General features: G+C 59.1%; 15 protein-coding genes. 10 read left to right on the forward strand and 5 right to left on the reverse strand.

Features of this window, described 5'->3' with window-relative positions; genetic code table 11:
- From ACR0J4_RS17445 to ACR0J4_RS17465, 5 genes are all read right to left on the reverse strand, one after another.
- Nucleotides 1-652 (reverse strand): PLP-dependent aminotransferase family protein (locus tag ACR0J4_RS17445; RefSeq protein ID WP_480668754.1); only part of this gene is annotated, 652 nt, incomplete at its 3' end.
- 74 nt (nt 653-726) lie between these two features.
- On the reverse strand, nt 727-1,698 hold the full coding sequence (locus tag ACR0J4_RS17450; RefSeq protein WP_170640213.1) for a 2-hydroxyacid dehydrogenase: 972 nt from the start codon (nt 1,696-1,698) through the stop codon (nt 727-729).
- On the reverse strand, nt 1,698-2,585 hold the full coding sequence (sucD, locus tag ACR0J4_RS17455; RefSeq protein ID WP_170380404.1) for a succinate--CoA ligase subunit alpha: 888 nt from the start codon (nt 2,583-2,585) through the stop codon (nt 1,698-1,700). Before sucD ends, ACR0J4_RS17450 begins: the two co-directional genes overlap by 1 nt.
- On the reverse strand, nt 2,582-3,781 hold the full coding sequence (locus ACR0J4_RS17460) for a malate--CoA ligase subunit beta (RefSeq protein WP_170556060.1): 1,200 nt from the start codon (nt 3,779-3,781) through the stop codon (nt 2,582-2,584). The genes sucD and ACR0J4_RS17460 overlap by 4 nt, the downstream gene beginning before the upstream one ends.
- 28 nt (nt 3,782-3,809) lie before the next feature.
- Nucleotides 3,810-5,051 carry a pyridoxal-phosphate-dependent aminotransferase family protein gene (locus ACR0J4_RS17465; protein WP_170640211.1) on the reverse strand — a complete coding sequence of 414 codons (1,242 nt, stop codon included), beginning with the start codon at nt 5,049-5,051 and terminating at the stop codon, nt 3,810-3,812.
- A 219-nt stretch (nt 5,052-5,270) separates the two neighbouring features.
- On the opposite strand from ACR0J4_RS17465, the gene ACR0J4_RS17470 reads away from it, so the two are divergent.
- The 10 genes from ACR0J4_RS17470 (at nt 5,271) to ACR0J4_RS17515 (ending at nt 17,509) form a co-directional block, all read left to right on the forward strand.
- Entirely contained in the window at nt 5,271-5,900 is a 630-nt protein-coding gene (locus ACR0J4_RS17470) for a LuxR C-terminal-related transcriptional regulator (protein WP_480668755.1), read from the forward strand.
- A 75-nt stretch (nt 5,901-5,975) separates the two neighbouring features.
- Entirely contained in the window at nt 5,976-6,182 is a 207-nt protein-coding gene (locus tag ACR0J4_RS17475) for a hypothetical protein (RefSeq protein WP_170473656.1), read from the forward strand.
- Between the two features lie 71 nt (nt 6,183-6,253).
- A complete protein-coding gene (xylB, locus tag ACR0J4_RS17480; RefSeq protein WP_170640209.1) occupies nt 6,254-7,714 on the forward strand; it encodes a xylulokinase in 1,461 nt (486 codons plus the stop codon).
- Nucleotides 7,715-7,973: 259 nt separating this feature from the next.
- The gene (locus ACR0J4_RS17485; protein WP_170640207.1) at nt 7,974-8,327 is read left to right on the forward strand and encodes an antibiotic biosynthesis monooxygenase; all 354 of its coding nucleotides are present in this window, start codon (nt 7,974-7,976) and stop codon (nt 8,325-8,327) included.
- A gap of 159 nt (nt 8,328-8,486) precedes the next feature.
- Complete coding sequence (locus tag ACR0J4_RS17490; RefSeq protein WP_170640205.1) at nt 8,487-11,822, forward strand: adenylate/guanylate cyclase domain-containing protein; 3,336 nt, start codon at nt 8,487-8,489, stop codon at nt 11,820-11,822.
- Nucleotides 11,823-11,879: 57 nt separating this feature from the next.
- Complete coding sequence (locus ACR0J4_RS17495) at nt 11,880-12,821, forward strand: hypothetical protein (RefSeq protein ID WP_170640203.1); 942 nt, start codon at nt 11,880-11,882, stop codon at nt 12,819-12,821.
- A complete protein-coding gene (locus ACR0J4_RS17500) occupies nt 12,808-13,284 on the forward strand; it encodes a hypothetical protein (protein WP_170640201.1) in 477 nt (158 codons plus the stop codon). Before ACR0J4_RS17495 ends, ACR0J4_RS17500 begins: the two co-directional genes overlap by 14 nt.
- On the forward strand, nt 13,281-15,185 hold the full coding sequence (locus ACR0J4_RS17505) for a GMC family oxidoreductase (RefSeq protein WP_170640199.1): 1,905 nt from the start codon (nt 13,281-13,283) through the stop codon (nt 15,183-15,185). Before ACR0J4_RS17500 ends, ACR0J4_RS17505 begins: the two co-directional genes overlap by 4 nt.
- Nucleotides 15,182-16,273, forward strand: coding sequence for a ferritin-like domain-containing protein (locus ACR0J4_RS17510; protein ID WP_170640197.1), 1,092 nt, complete (start codon nt 15,182-15,184; stop codon nt 16,271-16,273). The genes ACR0J4_RS17505 and ACR0J4_RS17510 overlap by 4 nt, the downstream gene beginning before the upstream one ends.
- A 138-nt stretch (nt 16,274-16,411) precedes the next feature.
- Complete coding sequence (locus ACR0J4_RS17515) at nt 16,412-17,509, forward strand: MHYT domain-containing protein (protein WP_170640195.1); 1,098 nt, start codon at nt 16,412-16,414, stop codon at nt 17,507-17,509.
- Nucleotides 17,510-17,522: the final 13 nt, after the last annotated feature.

Raw genomic sequence — 17,522 nt, forward strand, 5'->3', positions numbered from 1 at the left:
CGGCCACCAGACCGGCGAAATGCGCCATGTCCACGTGCAAATAGGCGCCGACCATGTCGGCGATCTCGCGCATGCGGGCAAAGTCGATCTGACGCGGGATAGCCGAGCCGCCTGCGATGATCAGCTTGGGGTTATGCTCCTTGGCCAGCGCCTCGACCTGATCGTAGTCGAGCATGTTGTCTTCTTTGCGCACGCCGTATTGCACGGCGTTGAACCACTTGCCCGACTGGTTCGGACGCGCGCCGTGGGTCAGGTGACCACCGGCATCGAGGCTCATGCCCAGAATGGTGTCGCCGGGCTGGATCAGCGCCTGGAACACGCCTTGGTTCGCCTGGCTGCCCGAGTTCGGCTGCACGTTGGCAAAGCCACAACCAAACAGCTCTTTCGCGCGATCGATGGCCAGATTTTCGGCGATATCGACGAACTGGCAGCCGCCATAGTAGCGACGGCCGAGATAGCCTTCGGCGTATTTGTTGGTCATCACCGAGCCCTGCGCCTCCATCACGGCGGCAGAGACGATGTTTTCCGACGCGATCAGCTCGATCTCGTCGCGCTGACGGCCCAGCTCGGACGTGATCGAGCCAAATAGCTCAGGATCACGGTCCGACAAAGACTGGGTGAAAAAACCATCGATACGATTGGGGGCGTTCATGACGCTTTCCTCCTGAGCGGTCCAAGGCCCGACCCCATATAGAGGTCAGAGCAGAGAAGTGATATGCGGGCGTGTTAGATCACGCGATCGCGCGGTTCGCGGCCTTCGAAAAAGTCGCTGAGGTTGTCCAACACCCGGAATCCCATCGCCTCGCGCGCCTCACGGGTGGCACTGCCAAGATGGGGCAGCATCACAAGGTTGTCACATTGCAAAAGGTCGGGGTTGATGCGGGGTTCTCCGTCGAACACGTCCAAAGCTGCGCCTCCGATCATGTCGAAGGTCAGGGATTGGATCAGGGCGCGTTCGTCGATCACCTCGCCACGGGCCGTATTGATCAGGAACGCATCCGGTTTCATCAGATCCAGACGGCGCGCGTTGATCATGTGCCGGTTTGCGGCCCCGCCGGGACAATGGAGCGAGACGAAATCGCATTGCGGCAGCAGATCATCCACGGTTTCGACCTGCGTGGCATTGCACTGGGCCAGAACCTCGGGCGCGATTTTGCTGCGGTTGTAGACAACGATCTGCATGCCGAAGCCGTGATGGGCACGCCGGGCCATTTCCTGCCCGATGCGGCCATAGCCGATGATGCCCAGCACCTTGCCGCTGACCTTGGTGCCGATCAGATGCGTGGGGCGCCAGCCGGTCCAGTTGCCCGCCCGTATCTCGCGTTCCCCTTCGCCCGCGCGGCGCGCCACCATCAGCAGCAAGGTCATTGCGATATCGGCGGTGCATTCGGACAGCACGTCCGGTGTGTTGGTGACGGTCATGCCCAACCCACGCACTGAGGACTCGCAGATGTGACTGTAGCCAACGCCGTAATTTGCCAGGATTTTCGTCTGCGCACCGGGAACGTCCAAAGCCTCGGAGCTAAGGGTGTCTGTGACGGTCGGCAGGACCGCATCATAGGATTTCAGCGCGTGCCGGATTTCGGCCGGGGACATGGGTTTGTCCCCGGTATTCAGCACCGTGTTGTAGTTCTCGGCCAGCTGCGCCTCGACGGCGGCAGGCCAGCGACGGGTGACTAGAACCGAGGGTTTGACCATCACGCAGCCTCCATCACACGGGCGATTGTTTCGCCGATCACCGCGGGGTTTTCGGCCACGGTCACTCCTGCGGCGGACAGGATTTCAACCTTCTCGCTGGCGCTTTCGCCAAAGGCCGAGATGATCGCACCGGCATGACCCATGGTCCGACCTTTCGGAGCGGTCAAACCAGCAACATAAGCCACCACAGGCTTGGTGATGTGATCGCGGATGAATTCGGCGGCTTCGGCCTCCTGCGGGCCTCCGATCTCACCGATCATGGCGATGATATGGGTGTCCTCATCCTCTTCAAAACGCTGGAGAATATCCTTGAAGGACGAGCCGTTAATCGGGTCGCCACCGATGCCAACGCTGGTCGAGACTCCGATCCCGCGCTCTTTCAACTGGGCTGCGGCCTCATAGCCCAGCGTCCCCGAGCGACCAATGATGCCCACGTTGCCCGGCAGGTAGATATGCCCCGGCATGATCCCCAGCAGCGCTTTGCCCGGCGAGATGGTGCCCGCGCAGTTCGGCCCAGTCAGGACCATGCGCTTCTCTTTGGGATAGCGGTACATGTAGCGCTTCACGCGGATCATGTCCTGCGCCGGAATACCGTCGGTGATGCAGACACAATAGCGGATACCGGCATCTGCGGCCTCCATGATTGAGTCAGCCGCGAAGGGCGGTGGAACGAACACAAGGCTGGCATCCGCGCCGGTGGCTTCAACGGCCTGTTTGACGGTGTCAAAGACCGGAACGCCTTCGACGGTTTCACCACCCTTGCCGGGAACCACGCCGCCCACGACGTTGGTGCCGTAGTTCAGCATGTCCTTGGTGTGAAACCTCGCCATACGGCCGGTGATACCCTGCACGATCACGCGCGAGTTACGATCGAGAAGAATGCTCATTGCACGGCCCTCATCTTGGTGCCTTGGGTAAGGTCGTTGCGCCATGCGCCCACGGCGCGTTCGGCGGCCTCCATCAGAGTGGTGGCGCGGATGATCGGAAGACCGGATTTGGCAAGGATCTTCTGACCCTCTTCCACATTGGTACCGGCCAGGCGCACGACGACAGGGATGTCGATATCCAGCTCTTTCAGCGCCTGTACGACGCCTTCGGCCACCCAATCGCAGCGATTGATACCGGCGAAGATGTTCACCAGAATGGCCTGCACATTGTCGTCCGACAGAACCAGACGGAAGGCTTTGGCCACACGCTCGGGCGAGGCGCCGCCACCGATATCGAGAAAATTCGCAGGCTCTCCGCCAGCCAGTTTGATCGTGTCCATCGTCGCCATCGCAAGACCGGCGCCGTTGACGATGCAGCCGATATTGCCGTCGAGACCAACATAGGACAGGCCCCGGTCACCAGCGCGGCTTTCGCGCGGGTCTTCCTGGCTTTTGTCGCGCAGTTCGGCGATCTGCGGGTGACGGAACAAGGCGTTGTCGTCAAAGCTCATCTTAGCGTCCAGCGCCAGAACGCGGTCGTCTCCGGTGATGACCAGAGGGTTGATCTCGACCATAGTGGCATCCAGATCGCTGAAGGCGGCGTAGCAGCCCTGCAGCGTGCGGACCATGTGCTGGATCAGCTTCGGCTCCAGCCCCAGTTGGAACGCGATTTCACGGGCCTGGAATTCTTGCAGACCCACTGCGGGTTCAACGATCGAACGCACGATGCTGTCTGGGCGCTCGGCCGAGATATCTTCGATCTCCATCCCGCCTTCCGAGGACGCAACGATCATCACACGCTGGCTCGAGCGGTCCAGCACAAAACCCAGATAGATTTCGCGATCAATCGGCACCGCAGCTTCCACGTAAACGCGGTAGATCCCTTTGCCTTCAGGACCAGTCTGATGCGTGACCAGCTTGCGGCCGAACATGTCATCACAGGCTGTGTAGATCTCATTTTCGGTGTTGCACAGCTTGACCCCACCGGCCTTGCCGCGCCCGCCTGCATGGACCTGCGCTTTGACGATCCACTTGTCGCCCCCCAGTTCACGCGCCCGATAGGCCGCCTGTTCCGGGCTATAGGCCAAAGCACCGGGCGGCACTTCGACACCGAAATTCGAAAGTAGTTCTTTCGCCTGATATTCGTGAATATCCATCTGCAATCCTCCCGTTCTTGCAGTGAAATTAAGCAGCCATCGAAGTGCCGTAGCGGCTTTCCAGCAGGGCTTCGATTGCGTCCCGGTCAATCTGCCCGCCCAACTCGCGCATCGCCTCGGCAAACAGGCGCACGATCCGGCTGACGGATTTCCGGTTCAATTGGTTGAGGATACCGATCCGCACCTGCACAGGCGCGCTGAGCGTGGGCCAGATGCCAAAACCGCGCGCACGGCAATTCTGCACCAACTCCATCTCGCGACCGGCAAGCTCTGGCGGCAGGTTCAGAACGATCAAGCTCGGCATGTCCGAGGTGACCTCGCACCCCAGTTCGACCACGGCATCGCGCAGGACGCGTTCGTGAATGCGGTAAGACGCTGCGCGCTTGGCCAGCCCTTCCTGCAAGGTCAGACGCAGCGCCTCGTGGAAGGCGGCCACGGCATAGCCCGAATGCGTCCGGTGATAGGTGCCTTTCTCGACATCCTGACCTTCGACGATACCCCAATGGCGCGCCTCGAAAATCGGGTTGTGCACATAGGTGTAGGCGCCGCTGGTCTTGAGGCTGTCGATGAAGGCATCGGTAAAGCTAACTGGAGCGTAGGTCAGCGGCAGGCAGCACAGACCTTTCTGCGGGCACGAGGCCCAGCCTGCGATGCCGGGGTAGTCGTCGATCGAGAAGTCATCCACGCCCAGCGACGACACCGCGTCGATCAGACCCATCGCGCCGTGACGCTCGCACGCGTCCGAAAAGCCGCGAATGTCGTTGATCCGGCCGGACCCGGTTTCCCAATGGGCCATGAACGCCCATTTGGGCTTGTGCTCAGCCAGGGCCGCTTCGACGATCTCGCCGGTGACCGGCTGGCCATGCGGAACCTCGATCACCGTGACGCTGGCAGCTTGCGGGTCAAGCGGATTGGCTGCGTGTTCGGCGGGCGTCGCTGCCTTGATCCGCAAGGTCAGCGCGTCGATGCCCGAGAAGGTGCCGTTGGTAAAAGCAACAACCTTGTCGCCCGGCATGACGGCCGAGAACATGGTGTCCAGCGCGCTCCAACCCGTTCCGGCGACGGCGAAGGTATAGGCGTTCTGCGTGCCCCAGATTTCGCGCAGCATATGCTTGCACTCGATCATTCCTCGCAGAACGTCGCCTTGCATGTGATCGGCGACCCCTGCCCCTGCAAAGGCCTGCAGAACGCGGGCATCCGTGTTGCCGGGTCCGGGACCCGCTGCAAGGGTCTCGGGGATTTCGAGCGGAGGGAAAATCTGGAAAGTCATTGTGCGGCTTCCTCGGCTGTTTCTCAGGCTCAGCGGCCCGTTTGGTTGAGTTGCCGAGTAGAAAACGTGCTCTTGCCAGATCACGCAACGTAATTTACTACTGATTTAGCATGCCTAATAGGATGGGATATTACCCACCCAAAGGTGTAAAAATACGATAGTATACCAAAAACTTACCCACCCATTTGGGCAGTTTTTTAGCTTTAAGGGCAAATTCATATGGCTGAAGCTCCATCAAAGCCCATCGACGTCATGCTGGCAGACGGCAACCCTCTGGTCCTGTCGGCGATGTCAGAGATCTTTGAACGCGACCCGCGATTCTCATTGGTCGCGACCTCGGCCACGGCTGAGGGGTTCCTTGGAACGGTCATGCGCGTGCCTGTTCAGGTCGGCGTAGTGGACTGGACATTGCCCGCCCTTGGCGCTGCCAAACTGATCGAGGTGCTGCGCGATCAGGCCAGCGCACCGCGCTTCGTGGTCTATGGTGACGCCAATGCCGACGTTCCACGACTGGCGATGCAGGCCGGCGCTGCCGGGTTTGCCGCACGCTCGGGCGAGGTTGAAGGGCTTCTGGACACCTGCGAGAAGGTGGCCGCGGGCAAGATGGTGTTTCCGTTCATCGACGTCCGAAAAATGCAGCAGGACCCGATCGAAAGCCTGTCACGCAAGGAACGCACCATCCTCGAGGCGCTGGCGCAGGGCATGTCCAATCGCGAACTTTCAAAAGAGCTCGAGATTTCGACGAACACCGTGAAGTTCCACCTGTCGAACATCTACGACAAGCTGAGCGTTAAAAACCGGACCCAAGCCATTGCACAGTATTATGCAGCGCGGATGCAAAGGGACTGATACGGACCGTAATCTGGTAAACTCGGGGTTTTCCGGGCATGCTTTGGTTTCACACCCGCAGCCGGAGGACCTCAAATGCCGCAATATAATGACATGTTCGAACTCTCCATCGAGGATATGGAACTGATCGAACAGGCCCTGCGACAGGCGATGGCCTCTTATTCTATTGAGGCGAATGAGACCAACGAAGACACCATCCGCCGGATGCATGATCTTCTGGGCAAGCTGCATGATCAGAAGATTTTCTATCGCCCAAAGACCGGCAGCTACATCGGGGGCTGATACGCGCTTTGCAGACTCCTCAAAAACAGAATAAACCGTTTGCAAATATGTGAATTCAGAGGCGACGCAGCATGAGCTACCTTGGCATTGATCTGGGAACGTCCGGGCTGCGCGCCCTGCTCTTGGCCGAAGACGGCAGCGTACTCGGCTCGGCAGAGCGTTCCTGCACGTCCGAGCACAAACACCCCGGATGGAGTGAACAGGACCCCGCCGATTGGGTCGCAGCTCTGGAGGGGGCGGTTGCCGCGCTACGCGACGCCCATCCTGAATTTGCCGATCTGCGAGCCGTCGGCGTGGCGGGCCACATGCATGGCGCAACGCTTTTGGATTCCGCAGGTGAAGTGATCCGACCCTGCATCCTGTGGAATGACACACGCGCGGATGCTGAGGCCAAGCATCTGGACGCCCTGCCCGGTATTCGCGAGACTTCAGGCAATATCGTTTTCCCCGGCTTTACGGCCCCCAAACTGCTCTGGGTCAAAGAACATGAACCGGAAAACTTCGCCCGTATCGAGAAGGTTCTGCTGCCTGCGGCCTATATGAACTTCTATCTGACAGGCGATTACGTCGCTGACATGTCGGATAGTGCTGGCACATCCTGGCTGGATGTCTCGCGGCGTACATGGTCCGAGGAGCTGTTGACCGCCGGACAGATGTCAGAATCTCAGATGCCTCGTCTGGTCGAGGGATGTCAGCCCGCAGGTACCCTTCGCGCTGATCTTGCCAGCCGTTGGGGTCTGCGCAATAGCGTGACCGTCGCAGGCGGCGCCGGAGACAACGCCGCAGCTGCCTGTGGCTTGGGTGCTCTGAACGAGGGGGACGGGTTCATTTCTCTTGGCACCTCCGGAGTGCTGCTGGCTGCGCGCGATGGCTACCACCCCGATCCCGCCTCGGCTTTGCACACGTTTTGCCATGCCGTGCCCGATCGCTGGTATCAGATGGGCGTTATGCTGTCTGCAACCGACAGCCTGAACTGGCTGGGGCAGATCACCGGCCAAAAACCCGCCGACCTAACGCGCGCATTGGGCGAGGAGCTAAGCGCGCCGGGACGCGTGCAATTCTACCCTTACCTCTCAGGCGAGCGCACCCCGCACAACGACGCCAACATTCGCGGCGGCTTTACCGGGCTGGGAAAAGACACCGACCAGAGCGATCTGACCTGCGCCGTGCTTGCGGGGGTCGCCTATGGCCTGAGCGACTCGTATGACGCGCTGGTGCAGACTGGCGCGCGGATTGATCGGCTGATCGGCATCGGCGGCGGTACAAAATCGCACTATTGGGTCAAGCTGATCGCAACCGTTCTGAACGTCCCAATCGAGTTGCCCAAAGATGGAGAGTTCGGCGCGGCACTCGGGGCTGCACGTCTTGCCCAGATCGCAGAAACCGGAGCGTCCCCGGAGGACATTCTAAACCCCCCCAGCATTGGTGAACGCGTTCTGCCCGACGGCAGCAAAACCGCAGATTACGAGGCAGCCAAGGAGCAGTTCAAAGCGGCCTACGGACCTCTGCGACAGATCTCCACAAGGGGTTGATATTCGGGCCGTCGCTCAGTGACAGTCAGGACCGCTCACACCCTCAGGCAACATCTGAGTTTTGCCAGCCCGGCGCACAATATGCTAGCATAAGGGGTGCGTGGCCCTCATCCAGCGAACCTATTGCGGGCTTTATTTCGGCATATTGAACCCTCATTTCCCGAGGGCTGCCGCGCCACAAAGATCAATCAATTTGACCCGTCTATGCAGGGATGATCACGGATAAGACGCTGACCTGCCTCTCGAAAGGACTATCGATATGTATAGCATAATCGCGACCTGGTATTTGAAACCCGAACAAGAGGCCGAGGGGATCGCAGCCCTCAAGCAATTGGCCCAAGATGTGAAGCAGGAAGAGGACACCTGGGGCTACCTCATCCACACGGGCGGCGAAAACTCGGCACCGCCTTCCAGTGACGGCACCGTCGTTTTCATCGAAATCTACAAGGACTTCCAAGCTTTTATGAACCATGTGACCGGCCCGATCTTTACCGCATTCAAAAAAGACCATGGGCAGCTTTTTCAGCCCATACCAGGCTCTGACAGCCCGTTCTTTCTGGTCGAAAACATCGACAGAATTGGAGGGTTTCTGCGACCGCAAGCGGGGTCCTAACCACAGTGCCAGCCCGCACCAGTGAGTAACCCTTTGCGGGCGCACAAAACCCGCGCACAATTCAAGGGCGACGAATTGTAGATTATGTGATACTAAAGAAAGCGAAATTGTTTCTTTGTTTCATATACGGCGCAATTTCAGCGCTCAGGGGCAGCCATATTGGGACGTCCGAATGTTAATTGCAGCGAATGCGGCGCGGCCAATCCTGCCGGGTCCAACTTTTGCCACGGCTGCGGCAATGCACTGACCCTAGCCTGTGGGTCCTGTGGTGCGTCAGCGATGGCACATGCAAAGTTTTGCACCGCTTGTGGGGCTTCGCTGCAGGGTCAGGACAGTCCTCCACCGGCTGCCCCTTTGCCCTCTCCCAAGGACGCACCAGAAGACGTGGCCGAACGTCGCCAACTGACCGTCATGTTCTGCGATCTGGTGGGTTCAACGGCCTTGTCCGAAAGACTCGACCCCGAGGATTACCGTGAACTGATCACGCAATACCGCGAGTTGGTTGGCCGGACCGTCACCAAGTTCGGCGGCGAGATTGCCAACTATGCCGGAGACGGTGTGGTCGCCATCTTCGGCTATCCCACCGCGCAGGAACTCAGCCACTATTCCGCCGCTCTTTGCGCGCTTGAGATCGCGGGTGCAACACGCGACGGGAATGCAGGGCTAACGGACAAATCGGTTTCGACAAATGTGCGGATCGGTATCCACACCGGACCTGTGGTGGTGGGTACGGCAGCCGGCACATCGAGCTCGGAAAAGGTCTGGCTGTTTGGCGATACACCAAACGTTGCCGCGCGGATTCAGGCTGCTGCGGATGTGGGTCAGGTTGTAGTTTCGGAAGTGACCCGCAGACTGGTCGGAGAGCGTCTGGATTTCACCTCGATCGGCAGTCCGCCCTTGGCGGGTGTCAGCACACCGTTGCAGCTCTATGTGGTCGGTCCGAAGATTTCCGGCTTTGACACCGGGCGCAAGGACTTCGCGCACGACAAGACGCCGACTATCGGGCGCACAGCTGAAATCGCTCTGGTCCAGTCCAGATGGGACGGCGCGCTGGACGGAGAGGGGCAGGTTCTGCTGCTGACCGGCGACGCGGGCGTTGGCAAATCAAAGATCGCATTTGGACTGAAGGACAAACTGACCAGCGAGGACTCCACCCAGTTCACCCTGTTCGGATCGCCCTTGCATCAAAGCAGCGCGTTTTTCCCGATCAAGAATGCGCTGACGACGCTGACGGGCATGCTGCCCAATGCGCCTCCTGAGGAAAGCCGGGACAAAGTCACCCGGTTTCTGACCGATCTGAACCTTGATACTGAAACCTGCGCCGCGCCTATCCTGCGCCTGATGGGGCTGGAAGACAACACCTCTCTGGTCGCGCCAATGGGGCCCGAGCGGGAGAAGGGCGCATTGATCGAGGCGCTTTTGCAGCTATGCGCGGGTCTGGAGCAGCATCAGCCGCTATTGCTGCTGCTCGACGATGTGCATTGGTTCGATGCCTCGACGCTGGAATTCGTCAACGGCTGGATCGAACAGGTGTCGAACCGCCGCTGCCTGATCCTGATGACCGCCCGGACCGAGTTCCAATCGCCATGGCGCAACCAGTCCCATGTCACCAGTCTGGAGCTCAATCGGCTTGTGCGCCGCGACATCTACAAGCTGGTTGAAAGCATCTCGGGCGTGCGGCCGTCGCCGGAAGTTCTCAGTCAATTGGCCGACCGCACCGATGGCGTGCCGCTATTCGTCGAAGAACTGACCAAGATGGCGATGGAATCCGGTCTCTTGGTGAACCGCGGACAGAGTCAGGCCGAATTGTCCATGGCGATCCCAGAATCGCTGCAGGATTCGCTGATGGCCAGATTGGACCGTTTGTCGGCCAGCCGCGAGATCGTGCAGGTCGCCGCCGCAATCGGCCGAAACTTTGAGCGCAAGCTACTGTCCGAGGTTCTGGACTGGACCGAAAACGACATCACCGAAGCGCTGAACCAACTGCTTGAGACCGAACTGATCGTACCCGCAGGCCAGCCGGGTACGGCAGATGCTTACCGGTTCCGCCACGCGCTGGTGCAGGATGCCGCGTATCAATCCATGCTGCGCTCGACAGCCTCAAGATGGCATGGCCAAATCGCTGCAGTTCTTGAGGAGAAATACGCCGAAACAGTCGCTCGAGAGCCTGAAATTCTGGGCCATCACTACTGGCGCGCCGGCAATTATCCCGCCGCCGAAGGCAAACTGATGACCGCCGCGCGGCAGGCATTGGACCACTCGGCGAATGTCGAGGCGATCACCCATTTGCAGCACGCTTTGGAATGCTTGCAGGAAATGCCGCAATCGCAGGAACGCGACCGGCGCGAAATAGACATGCAGATCATGATCGCTGTGCCTCTGGCCTTCGTCCGGGGCTATGCGCATAAATCGGTTTTGTCGGCCTATGCGCGGGCGCAGTCCCTGTGCCGCGAATATGGCGAAACAGAGCGGTTGTTCAAAGTTGTCTACGGACAGTTCCGCTCGACCATGCTGGGCGGGGAATATGAGATCTCGAAACAGAATGCAGACCGACTGGTCTCGCTCTGTCAGGATTTATCGAGCCCGCTGACCATTGTCTCGGCAGAACGTTCGATGGGATCGCTTCAGACCTATCTGGGCCATCCGAAAGATGCGTTGAAACATCTTGAGGCCGGGCTTGAGGTCAATCTGTCCATCGAACATCGCTTCATGGGCCTCGATTTCGATGTGGTTGACCTTGCAGTGGCTCTTCAGGGCTATCGCGCGCTTTCCTACTGGCTGTCAGGCGACGAATCCAGCGCGCTGACAGCGATCAAAGCAGCGCTGGTCCATGCAGAAGAAACCGCGCACCCGTTCAGCCAGTCCTTCGCCAATGCTTTCCTTGGATGGATTTCCCATTTCCGGGGCGATGAGGCGACGGTGCAGGACAGTTCGGCCATTTTGATCGCCCTGTCCGAGGAATACTCTTTCCAGTTCTGGCGCGGTTGGGCGCGGGTCATGAATGGCTGGGTGCGCCGAAGCACGGATGGTGAAAAGGCCTTGGAAGAAATCGCCCTGGGCCTGCGCGAATGGCGCGATACCGGCTGCCGCCTTGGTCTGAGTTTCTTCCTGTGCCTCTACGCGGATGCGGCTATTCTACACGGCAAACTGGAACTGGCCGAGGAACTGTTGGACGAAGCCGAAGCCTTCGCCAACGACAGCGGTGAGAAATTCTGGGTCGTCGGGCTGACCTGCCTGCGCGGTCGGTGGGCCATGGCCCATGGGGACGACAGCGCCGGGATCGACCACCTAAAAAACGCTGCCATGGTGGCGTTGCAGCTTGGCCATTACGGCCCGCTTTTGCATGTCATTCGAGAATTGGCCGAGCTTGAGACCTCGTCAAACTGCCTTGGTGAGATCTCGAAGGCCGTGGCCGCCGACAAGACCAAGGCGCCCGCGCTGGTCGAGGCAAAAGCCATTTTCAAAACCCTAAAAACAAAACAGCCGGAGGCATGATCGGGCGGAATTTGAGCAAGTAGAATTGTCACAGCCAGTGGGGGAGATCACAGCCAAATGACAAAGAAAAAAGCCAAAAGCGACCCGTGCCATCAGACGGATGTCACCGGCGTCATGCCAAAACTGCCAAAACAGTTTGACACGTTCCCCTTCTATTATGCCTCGCTGCAATGCCAATGGATGTATTGGTACACCTCGGTCGAAGTTGCCCGCCAGTTTGTGAAAGGCACCGGCCTGTGTGTCGCCGAATTTCCCGATGAAGACGGCGAGAACAAGGCCGTCATCCTGCTGAACTTCCAACGCTATACCGCGCATTATGACAACTCGCTGGGCTTCGTGAACGAGGTCGAATTCAACCTACTGGCCTATCCCAAGAACCGTGTGCCGGGCGTGCCGAAGATGTCCCTGACTGAGTATCTTCACGGCCGCGATCAGACGAAAACCATCGGCCATCTGCGGGTTCATGTGGCCGCCGACAACGCCATGGCCGTCAAAGCCGGGCGGCAAGCGTTCGGAGAGCCCAAGTTTCTGGGCCAGTTCAACTACAAGGTTCCTTCGCTGAATGCCAAGATGAAGGGACACCCTCCGATCTCACCCAAGAAATGGTGGATCCAACTGGTCAATCCCGACGATCCGCAAACCATCGTTTACGATCTGACGGCCGATCTGGGCAAACTCAAGGGCGATCACTGGACTCTAACCAACTGCACTCCGATCCCTGAGTTCGCTACCGGGCTTGGACGCACCGTTTGGACCCGCTGGACCATCTCGGGCCTGTTTGAAACCGCGATGTTGACCACGAAAGAGGGCAAACGCATCGCAAAAGGCTTCAAGCTGAAACTGGGGAACAACGATTTCCCGATGACCCGCGACATGCACACGCTGTTCACCGATATGACACCGGTGGCCGTGCAGGTCTTTGAAAGCCCGCCCGCCTGCTTTGAGCCGCGTGGCTTCTATGTGGACGCAATTGATGGGGATCGCCATGAAGACGCATGATGACACCCCCGAGTTTCAAGCCTTTCTGACCGTGAGCGCCGCCCTGACTGGCTATAGCAGCGCCGAACTGCAGGGCACCGGATGCGCAGGCGAATATTGGCATCAGTTCCGGCAAGTGTTGCCCGCCGAAATCCTCAAGGAGTTCCTGTCCCATTCCCACGAGCTGGGCAAGCAGGACGACGACCGGATCGTGCGTCAGACCTATCTGTCGGACAAATGCCTCGGCCCACTGTCGCGCACGCTGATTCAGCTTTGGTATACCGGCCAATGGGTGCCGCTTTCACAGGAATGGCGCGAAAGCTACGGCGCGTCGCGGTTTGATGTGGTCAAGATCATCTCGACCCGGTCCTACAAGGAAGGGCTGGTCTGGGACGCCATCGGAGCGCATCCCCAAGGGGCCAAGCAACAGGGCTTTGGCGCATGGGGCCTTGAACCTCCAAAACAGCGGGGGGCAGGCAAATGAGCGCGATTGCAGATGACGACCGGACCTATGATGTGGTCATTGTAGGAGCCGGGTTTGCCGGGGGCATTCTGGCGAAAGAGCTGGTCTCGGCCGGTCATTCGGTTCTGATCCTCGAAGCCGGGGAAGACCACGGCAAGACGTGGGAAACCTATCGCTCTTACTTGGATCAGTACTATCTGTCGCTGGCCAAGACGCCGAACTCTCCCTATCCGAACCTACCAACCCTGCCGTCGCCTTCGGTGTTAGACATCACCGCGGTACGGGGCACCGAGCCCGATACGAACGGGTACTTCGTGCAACGCGGCCCCCTGCCCTTTGGCAGTAACTATCTGATGGCCTTTGGTGGAACCTCACTGCATTGGCTGGGCACAAGCCTGCGTATGATGCCTGCGGATTTCGAGATGCAAAGCCGTTTCGGCAAAGGCGTTGACTGGCCCTTTGGCTATCAGGACCTGCGCGCGGACTATGAGCGCGCCGAGTGGGAGATCGGTGTCTCGGCCGATGCCGACGAACAGACGCCCAAGGCACTGGGTATTCGCACGTCAGGACGGCACGACAATGTCGGGTATTTCGACAAGGAATACGACTACCCGATGCATTCGATTCCGTCGTCTTACGTGGATGGCTTCTTTGCCAAGGCAGACGGGATGCCTATCGAAATCGGTGAGGATGCGACCAGCACGGTTCAACTGAAAGTCTCGCGCACGCCGCAGGGTCGGAACTCAACCCCGCGCAAGCCAAGAACGGCCAAGGGCATTCAGGTTGGCGACAAGCGCAGGCAGCAATTCCGCCCGCGCGGCGCGACCGGACCATTCGCCTATATGGGTCAGCGATGCGAGGGGAACTCAAGCTGCATTCCGATCTGCCCGATCCAGGCCAAATACAACGCGATGAAAACGCTCGAAGATGCCAAGAACGAAGCCAAGCATCAGATGGAGACGATCACGCAGGCCATCGCCTCAAAGGTCGAACTGGCCGAAAGCGGGCGTGTATCTGGTATTGTTTACAAGAAATACCCGTTCCCCGGTGTGCCTCAGTACGAACTGCGCCGGGCCAGAGGGAAGCAATATGTGCTGGCTGGCGGTGCGGTGGAAAACGTCACTCTAGCGCTGGCCTCGGGAATTTGCACCAGCAGTGACGAGCTGGGCCGCAACCTGATGGACCACCCCTACATGATGACTTGGGGCGCCGCGCCCGAGCCGGTTGGACCGTTTCGCGGCCCGGGATCGACCTCGAGCTATGCCAATTTCCGGGACGGAAACTTTAGGAACAAGAATGCAGCTTTCCGGTTGGAGATCGGTAATTGGGGATGGAACTTTGCCGCTGGCTCTCCGAACTCCGACGTGGCGCGACTGGTCGAGCAAGACAACCTCTACGGCACCGCCCTGCGCGACAAGCTCTATCACGATGTCCAGCGGCAGGTCCGAATTGGCACTATGGTTGAGCAACTGCCCAGAGCTAGCAACCGCGTGACCATCGACCCAGCCTACCGCACGCCAATGGGCGAATACCGCCCGGTGATCAGCTATGATCTGGACGATTATTCCCGCGCCGGGCTGGCCGCCGCCAATGACACCTGCGCGCAGATTTTCCAGCGGCTGGGTATCAAGAACCATACCTCCTACAGCCCATCGGATGCGGGGTATTTAACTTATGATGGAAAGGGTTACACCTTCTTCGGTGCAGGCCATCTGGTCGGTACGCACAGGATTGGAACCGACAGGCACAACTCGGTCACCAATGACGAGATGCGCGCATGGGACCACGACAATCTGTGGCTAGTGGGCGCGGGCTCGATGCCCACGATTGCCACGTCCAACCCGACGCTGACGATGTCTGCCATGGCCTTCAGGGCCGCCAGAGCCATCCAGAAGGCCGTTCAGAAAGGGGGTGCGAAATGAGTTCGAAAAAGAAACTGGACGCCGCGCGCAAAAATCTCTGCAAACATCTGCAAGACGCTTTGATGCTGGAGCTTTCGACAATCCCGCCTTACGCGACGGCCTGCTATTCGATCCTGGAGCAGGGGCAATACGACCGGTCCGAGCCGACTATCGTCAACGCCGAGCCGATCGAGGTGATCCGTCAGGTCATGGTCGAAGAGATGCTGCATATGGTTCTTGCGGCGAATGTGATGAACGCGATCGGGGGTACGCCTCAGCTGAACAATCCCAACTTGCTGCCGAAATACCCGACAGAGCTTTTGAACGGCGCCGGGCCAGAGGTGCGTCTGCGCAAATTCTCGCCCAAACAGGTCAAAAGCTTTCGCAAGATCGAAACCGCGCCGAAAGACCTCCGTAGGGCATTGAGGGGGCACTATTCCACCATCGGCGGGTTCTACGCCTATGTCAGGAAGCTGCTGGAAGAAGCGTGTAAGGAGTTCGGGGACAAAGAGATCTTCATTGGCGACCCCGCGCGCCAGATCTCCAATGACGACTATTTCGGCGCGGGCGGTGAAGTTGTCGAGATCACCGGCACCCCCGCGCAACGTCGCAAGGCGGCTTTTGATGCCATCCAAAAGATCATGGAAGAAGGTGAAGGCGCAGATCTGGGTGGCAAAGCTGGCGACGGAGACACCATTCCGGGGCCAGCTGGCCATGAGGACGTTGCACATTTCTTCAAGTTCAACGAAATCCTACATAGCCGCTACTATCGCCCCGAAGATCTTGTGACCGACCCTCCGACTGGCGCTGACCTTATCGTCGATTGGAGCGCAGTCTCTCCGATGAAAGACGACCCAAGCGAGGAGAACTACAAGCCCGCCCCCGAAATCGCCGCGATCTCGGCCGAATTCAACGCCGCGTGGTCCGGTTTGCTGGACGGTCTGCACATCGCCTTCAACGAAGATAAATCCGCTTTGCGCGACCTTGTTCCAACGATGTATTCGATCAAGTCGCTGGCGCAAAAACTGATGCGCATCCCATTGCCGGACGGATCGGGCGAGACAGCCGGGCCGACATGGACCTACCTTGCGCCGAAAAAGCGGGGCTGACCTGTAGCCTAAAAACCGGCGAGACCCGTTTATGCGCCTCATTCGAAACAGGTGTCTTCCGCTGTGTCCAACAAAGATTGTGCGGAGAATTTCAGTTTGATAACGTCATGATCGCGCTGGGGAGGGCGCGGCATCTCAATGTTGGACTATTCGCACAATGCGTGGCTCGTGGCGGCCTCGTTGGCCGTGGCGCTGATGGCCGGCTTTACCGGTCTGTACCTGACGCATGGCGCGTCGAAACTGGACAATCAACGGCGCAAATTCATCGTCGCCCTCGCAGCCGTGATACTGGGTGGCGGTATCTGGTCCATGCATTTCGTTGCCATGCTGGGCCTGCAACTGCCGATCCTGTTTTATTACGACGCGCTGGTGACGCTGATCTCGGCGCTGGTTGCCATCCTTATGGTGGGGCTGGCGCTGCTGCTTTTGCATTTCCGTCCCAGAACACCGCCGACCATCGTTGGCGCGGGGGTGATCGTGGGGCTTGGGATCGTTGTCATGCACTATGTCGGCATGGCCGGGATGCAGCTGTGCCGACCCGTCTACAGCCTGTTCGATATCGTTTTGTCGACCGCGGCCTCGGTTGTTCTGTCGGTTCTGGCGATCTGGGTGGCCTATGACAGCCGAACCCATCGGAACATCCTGCTGGGCACAGCCTGTTTCGGCATTGCCGTGTTTTCCATGCATTTCATCGCAACCGGTCTCACGGATTTCGTCGCAACCGAGACTGCCGGGGCTGCCGGGCCTGCGCTGGACAACCAGATTCTGGCAATGGGCGTCACGGTTGCAGTCTTCCTGATCTGTGGGGCCTTCCTGCTGACCGGGATCACCTTCATCGAACCCAAGCCTGAACCCGCATCAGTCCCAATACCCGCCCCTGAACCAGAACCAACCCCAACCTTACGCGCCGGGGTGCCGTTTGAGCGCGAAGGTCAAACCTTCTTTGCCGAACCCGCCCAAATTGCCGCCATACGGGCCGAGGGGCATTACACCATTCTCTATATCGATTCCGAGAAACTGTTCTGCCCCTGGTCCATCACCGAGGCCGAGACACGCTTGCAACCCGATGGCTTCCTCCGCGCCCACCGAAGTTATCTGGTGAACCCCAAACATGTCTCAAGCTTCGAGAGGCACAAAGACAACGGGACATGCTATTTCGACTCTGTCGAGGCCCTCAGCAAGGTACCTGTCAGCCGATCTCGACTTTCAGACATCCGCGACGCTTTGGGCCTGTGATCGCAACTCGTGC

The organism is Ruegeria sp. B10 (assembly GCF_056539825.1).

Excerpts from the sequence above, each read along its gene's own strand:
- ACR0J4_RS17485 (WP_170640207.1), top strand. The coding sequence starts at position 7,974 with ATGTATAGCATAATCGCGACCTGGTATTTGAAACCCGAACAAGAGGCC.
- ACR0J4_RS17470 (WP_480668755.1), top strand. The coding sequence starts at position 5,271 with ATGGCTGAAGCTCCATCAAAGCCCATCGACGTCATGCTGGCAGACGGC.
- ACR0J4_RS17450 (WP_170640213.1), bottom strand. The coding sequence starts at position 1,698 with ATGGTCAAACCCTCGGTTCTAGTCACCCGTCGCTGGCCTGCCGCCGTC.
- xylB (WP_170640209.1), top strand. The coding sequence starts at position 6,254 with ATGAGCTACCTTGGCATTGATCTGGGAACGTCCGGGCTGCGCGCCCTG.
- ACR0J4_RS17515 (WP_170640195.1), top strand. The coding sequence starts at position 16,412 with ATGTTGGACTATTCGCACAATGCGTGGCTCGTGGCGGCCTCGTTGGCC.
- ACR0J4_RS17465 (WP_170640211.1), bottom strand. The coding sequence starts at position 5,051 with ATGACTTTCCAGATTTTCCCTCCGCTCGAAATCCCCGAGACCCTTGCA.
- ACR0J4_RS17510 (WP_170640197.1), top strand. The coding sequence starts at position 15,182 with ATGAGTTCGAAAAAGAAACTGGACGCCGCGCGCAAAAATCTCTGCAAA.
- ACR0J4_RS17495 (WP_170640203.1), top strand. The coding sequence starts at position 11,880 with ATGACAAAGAAAAAAGCCAAAAGCGACCCGTGCCATCAGACGGATGTC.
- ACR0J4_RS17460 (WP_170556060.1), bottom strand. The coding sequence starts at position 3,781 with ATGGATATTCACGAATATCAGGCGAAAGAACTACTTTCGAATTTCGGT.
- ACR0J4_RS17475 (WP_170473656.1), top strand. The coding sequence starts at position 5,976 with ATGCCGCAATATAATGACATGTTCGAACTCTCCATCGAGGATATGGAA.
- ACR0J4_RS17505 (WP_170640199.1), top strand. The coding sequence starts at position 13,281 with ATGAGCGCGATTGCAGATGACGACCGGACCTATGATGTGGTCATTGTA.
- ACR0J4_RS17500 (WP_170640201.1), top strand. The coding sequence starts at position 12,808 with ATGAAGACGCATGATGACACCCCCGAGTTTCAAGCCTTTCTGACCGTG.
- sucD (WP_170380404.1), bottom strand. The coding sequence starts at position 2,585 with ATGAGCATTCTTCTCGATCGTAACTCGCGCGTGATCGTGCAGGGTATC.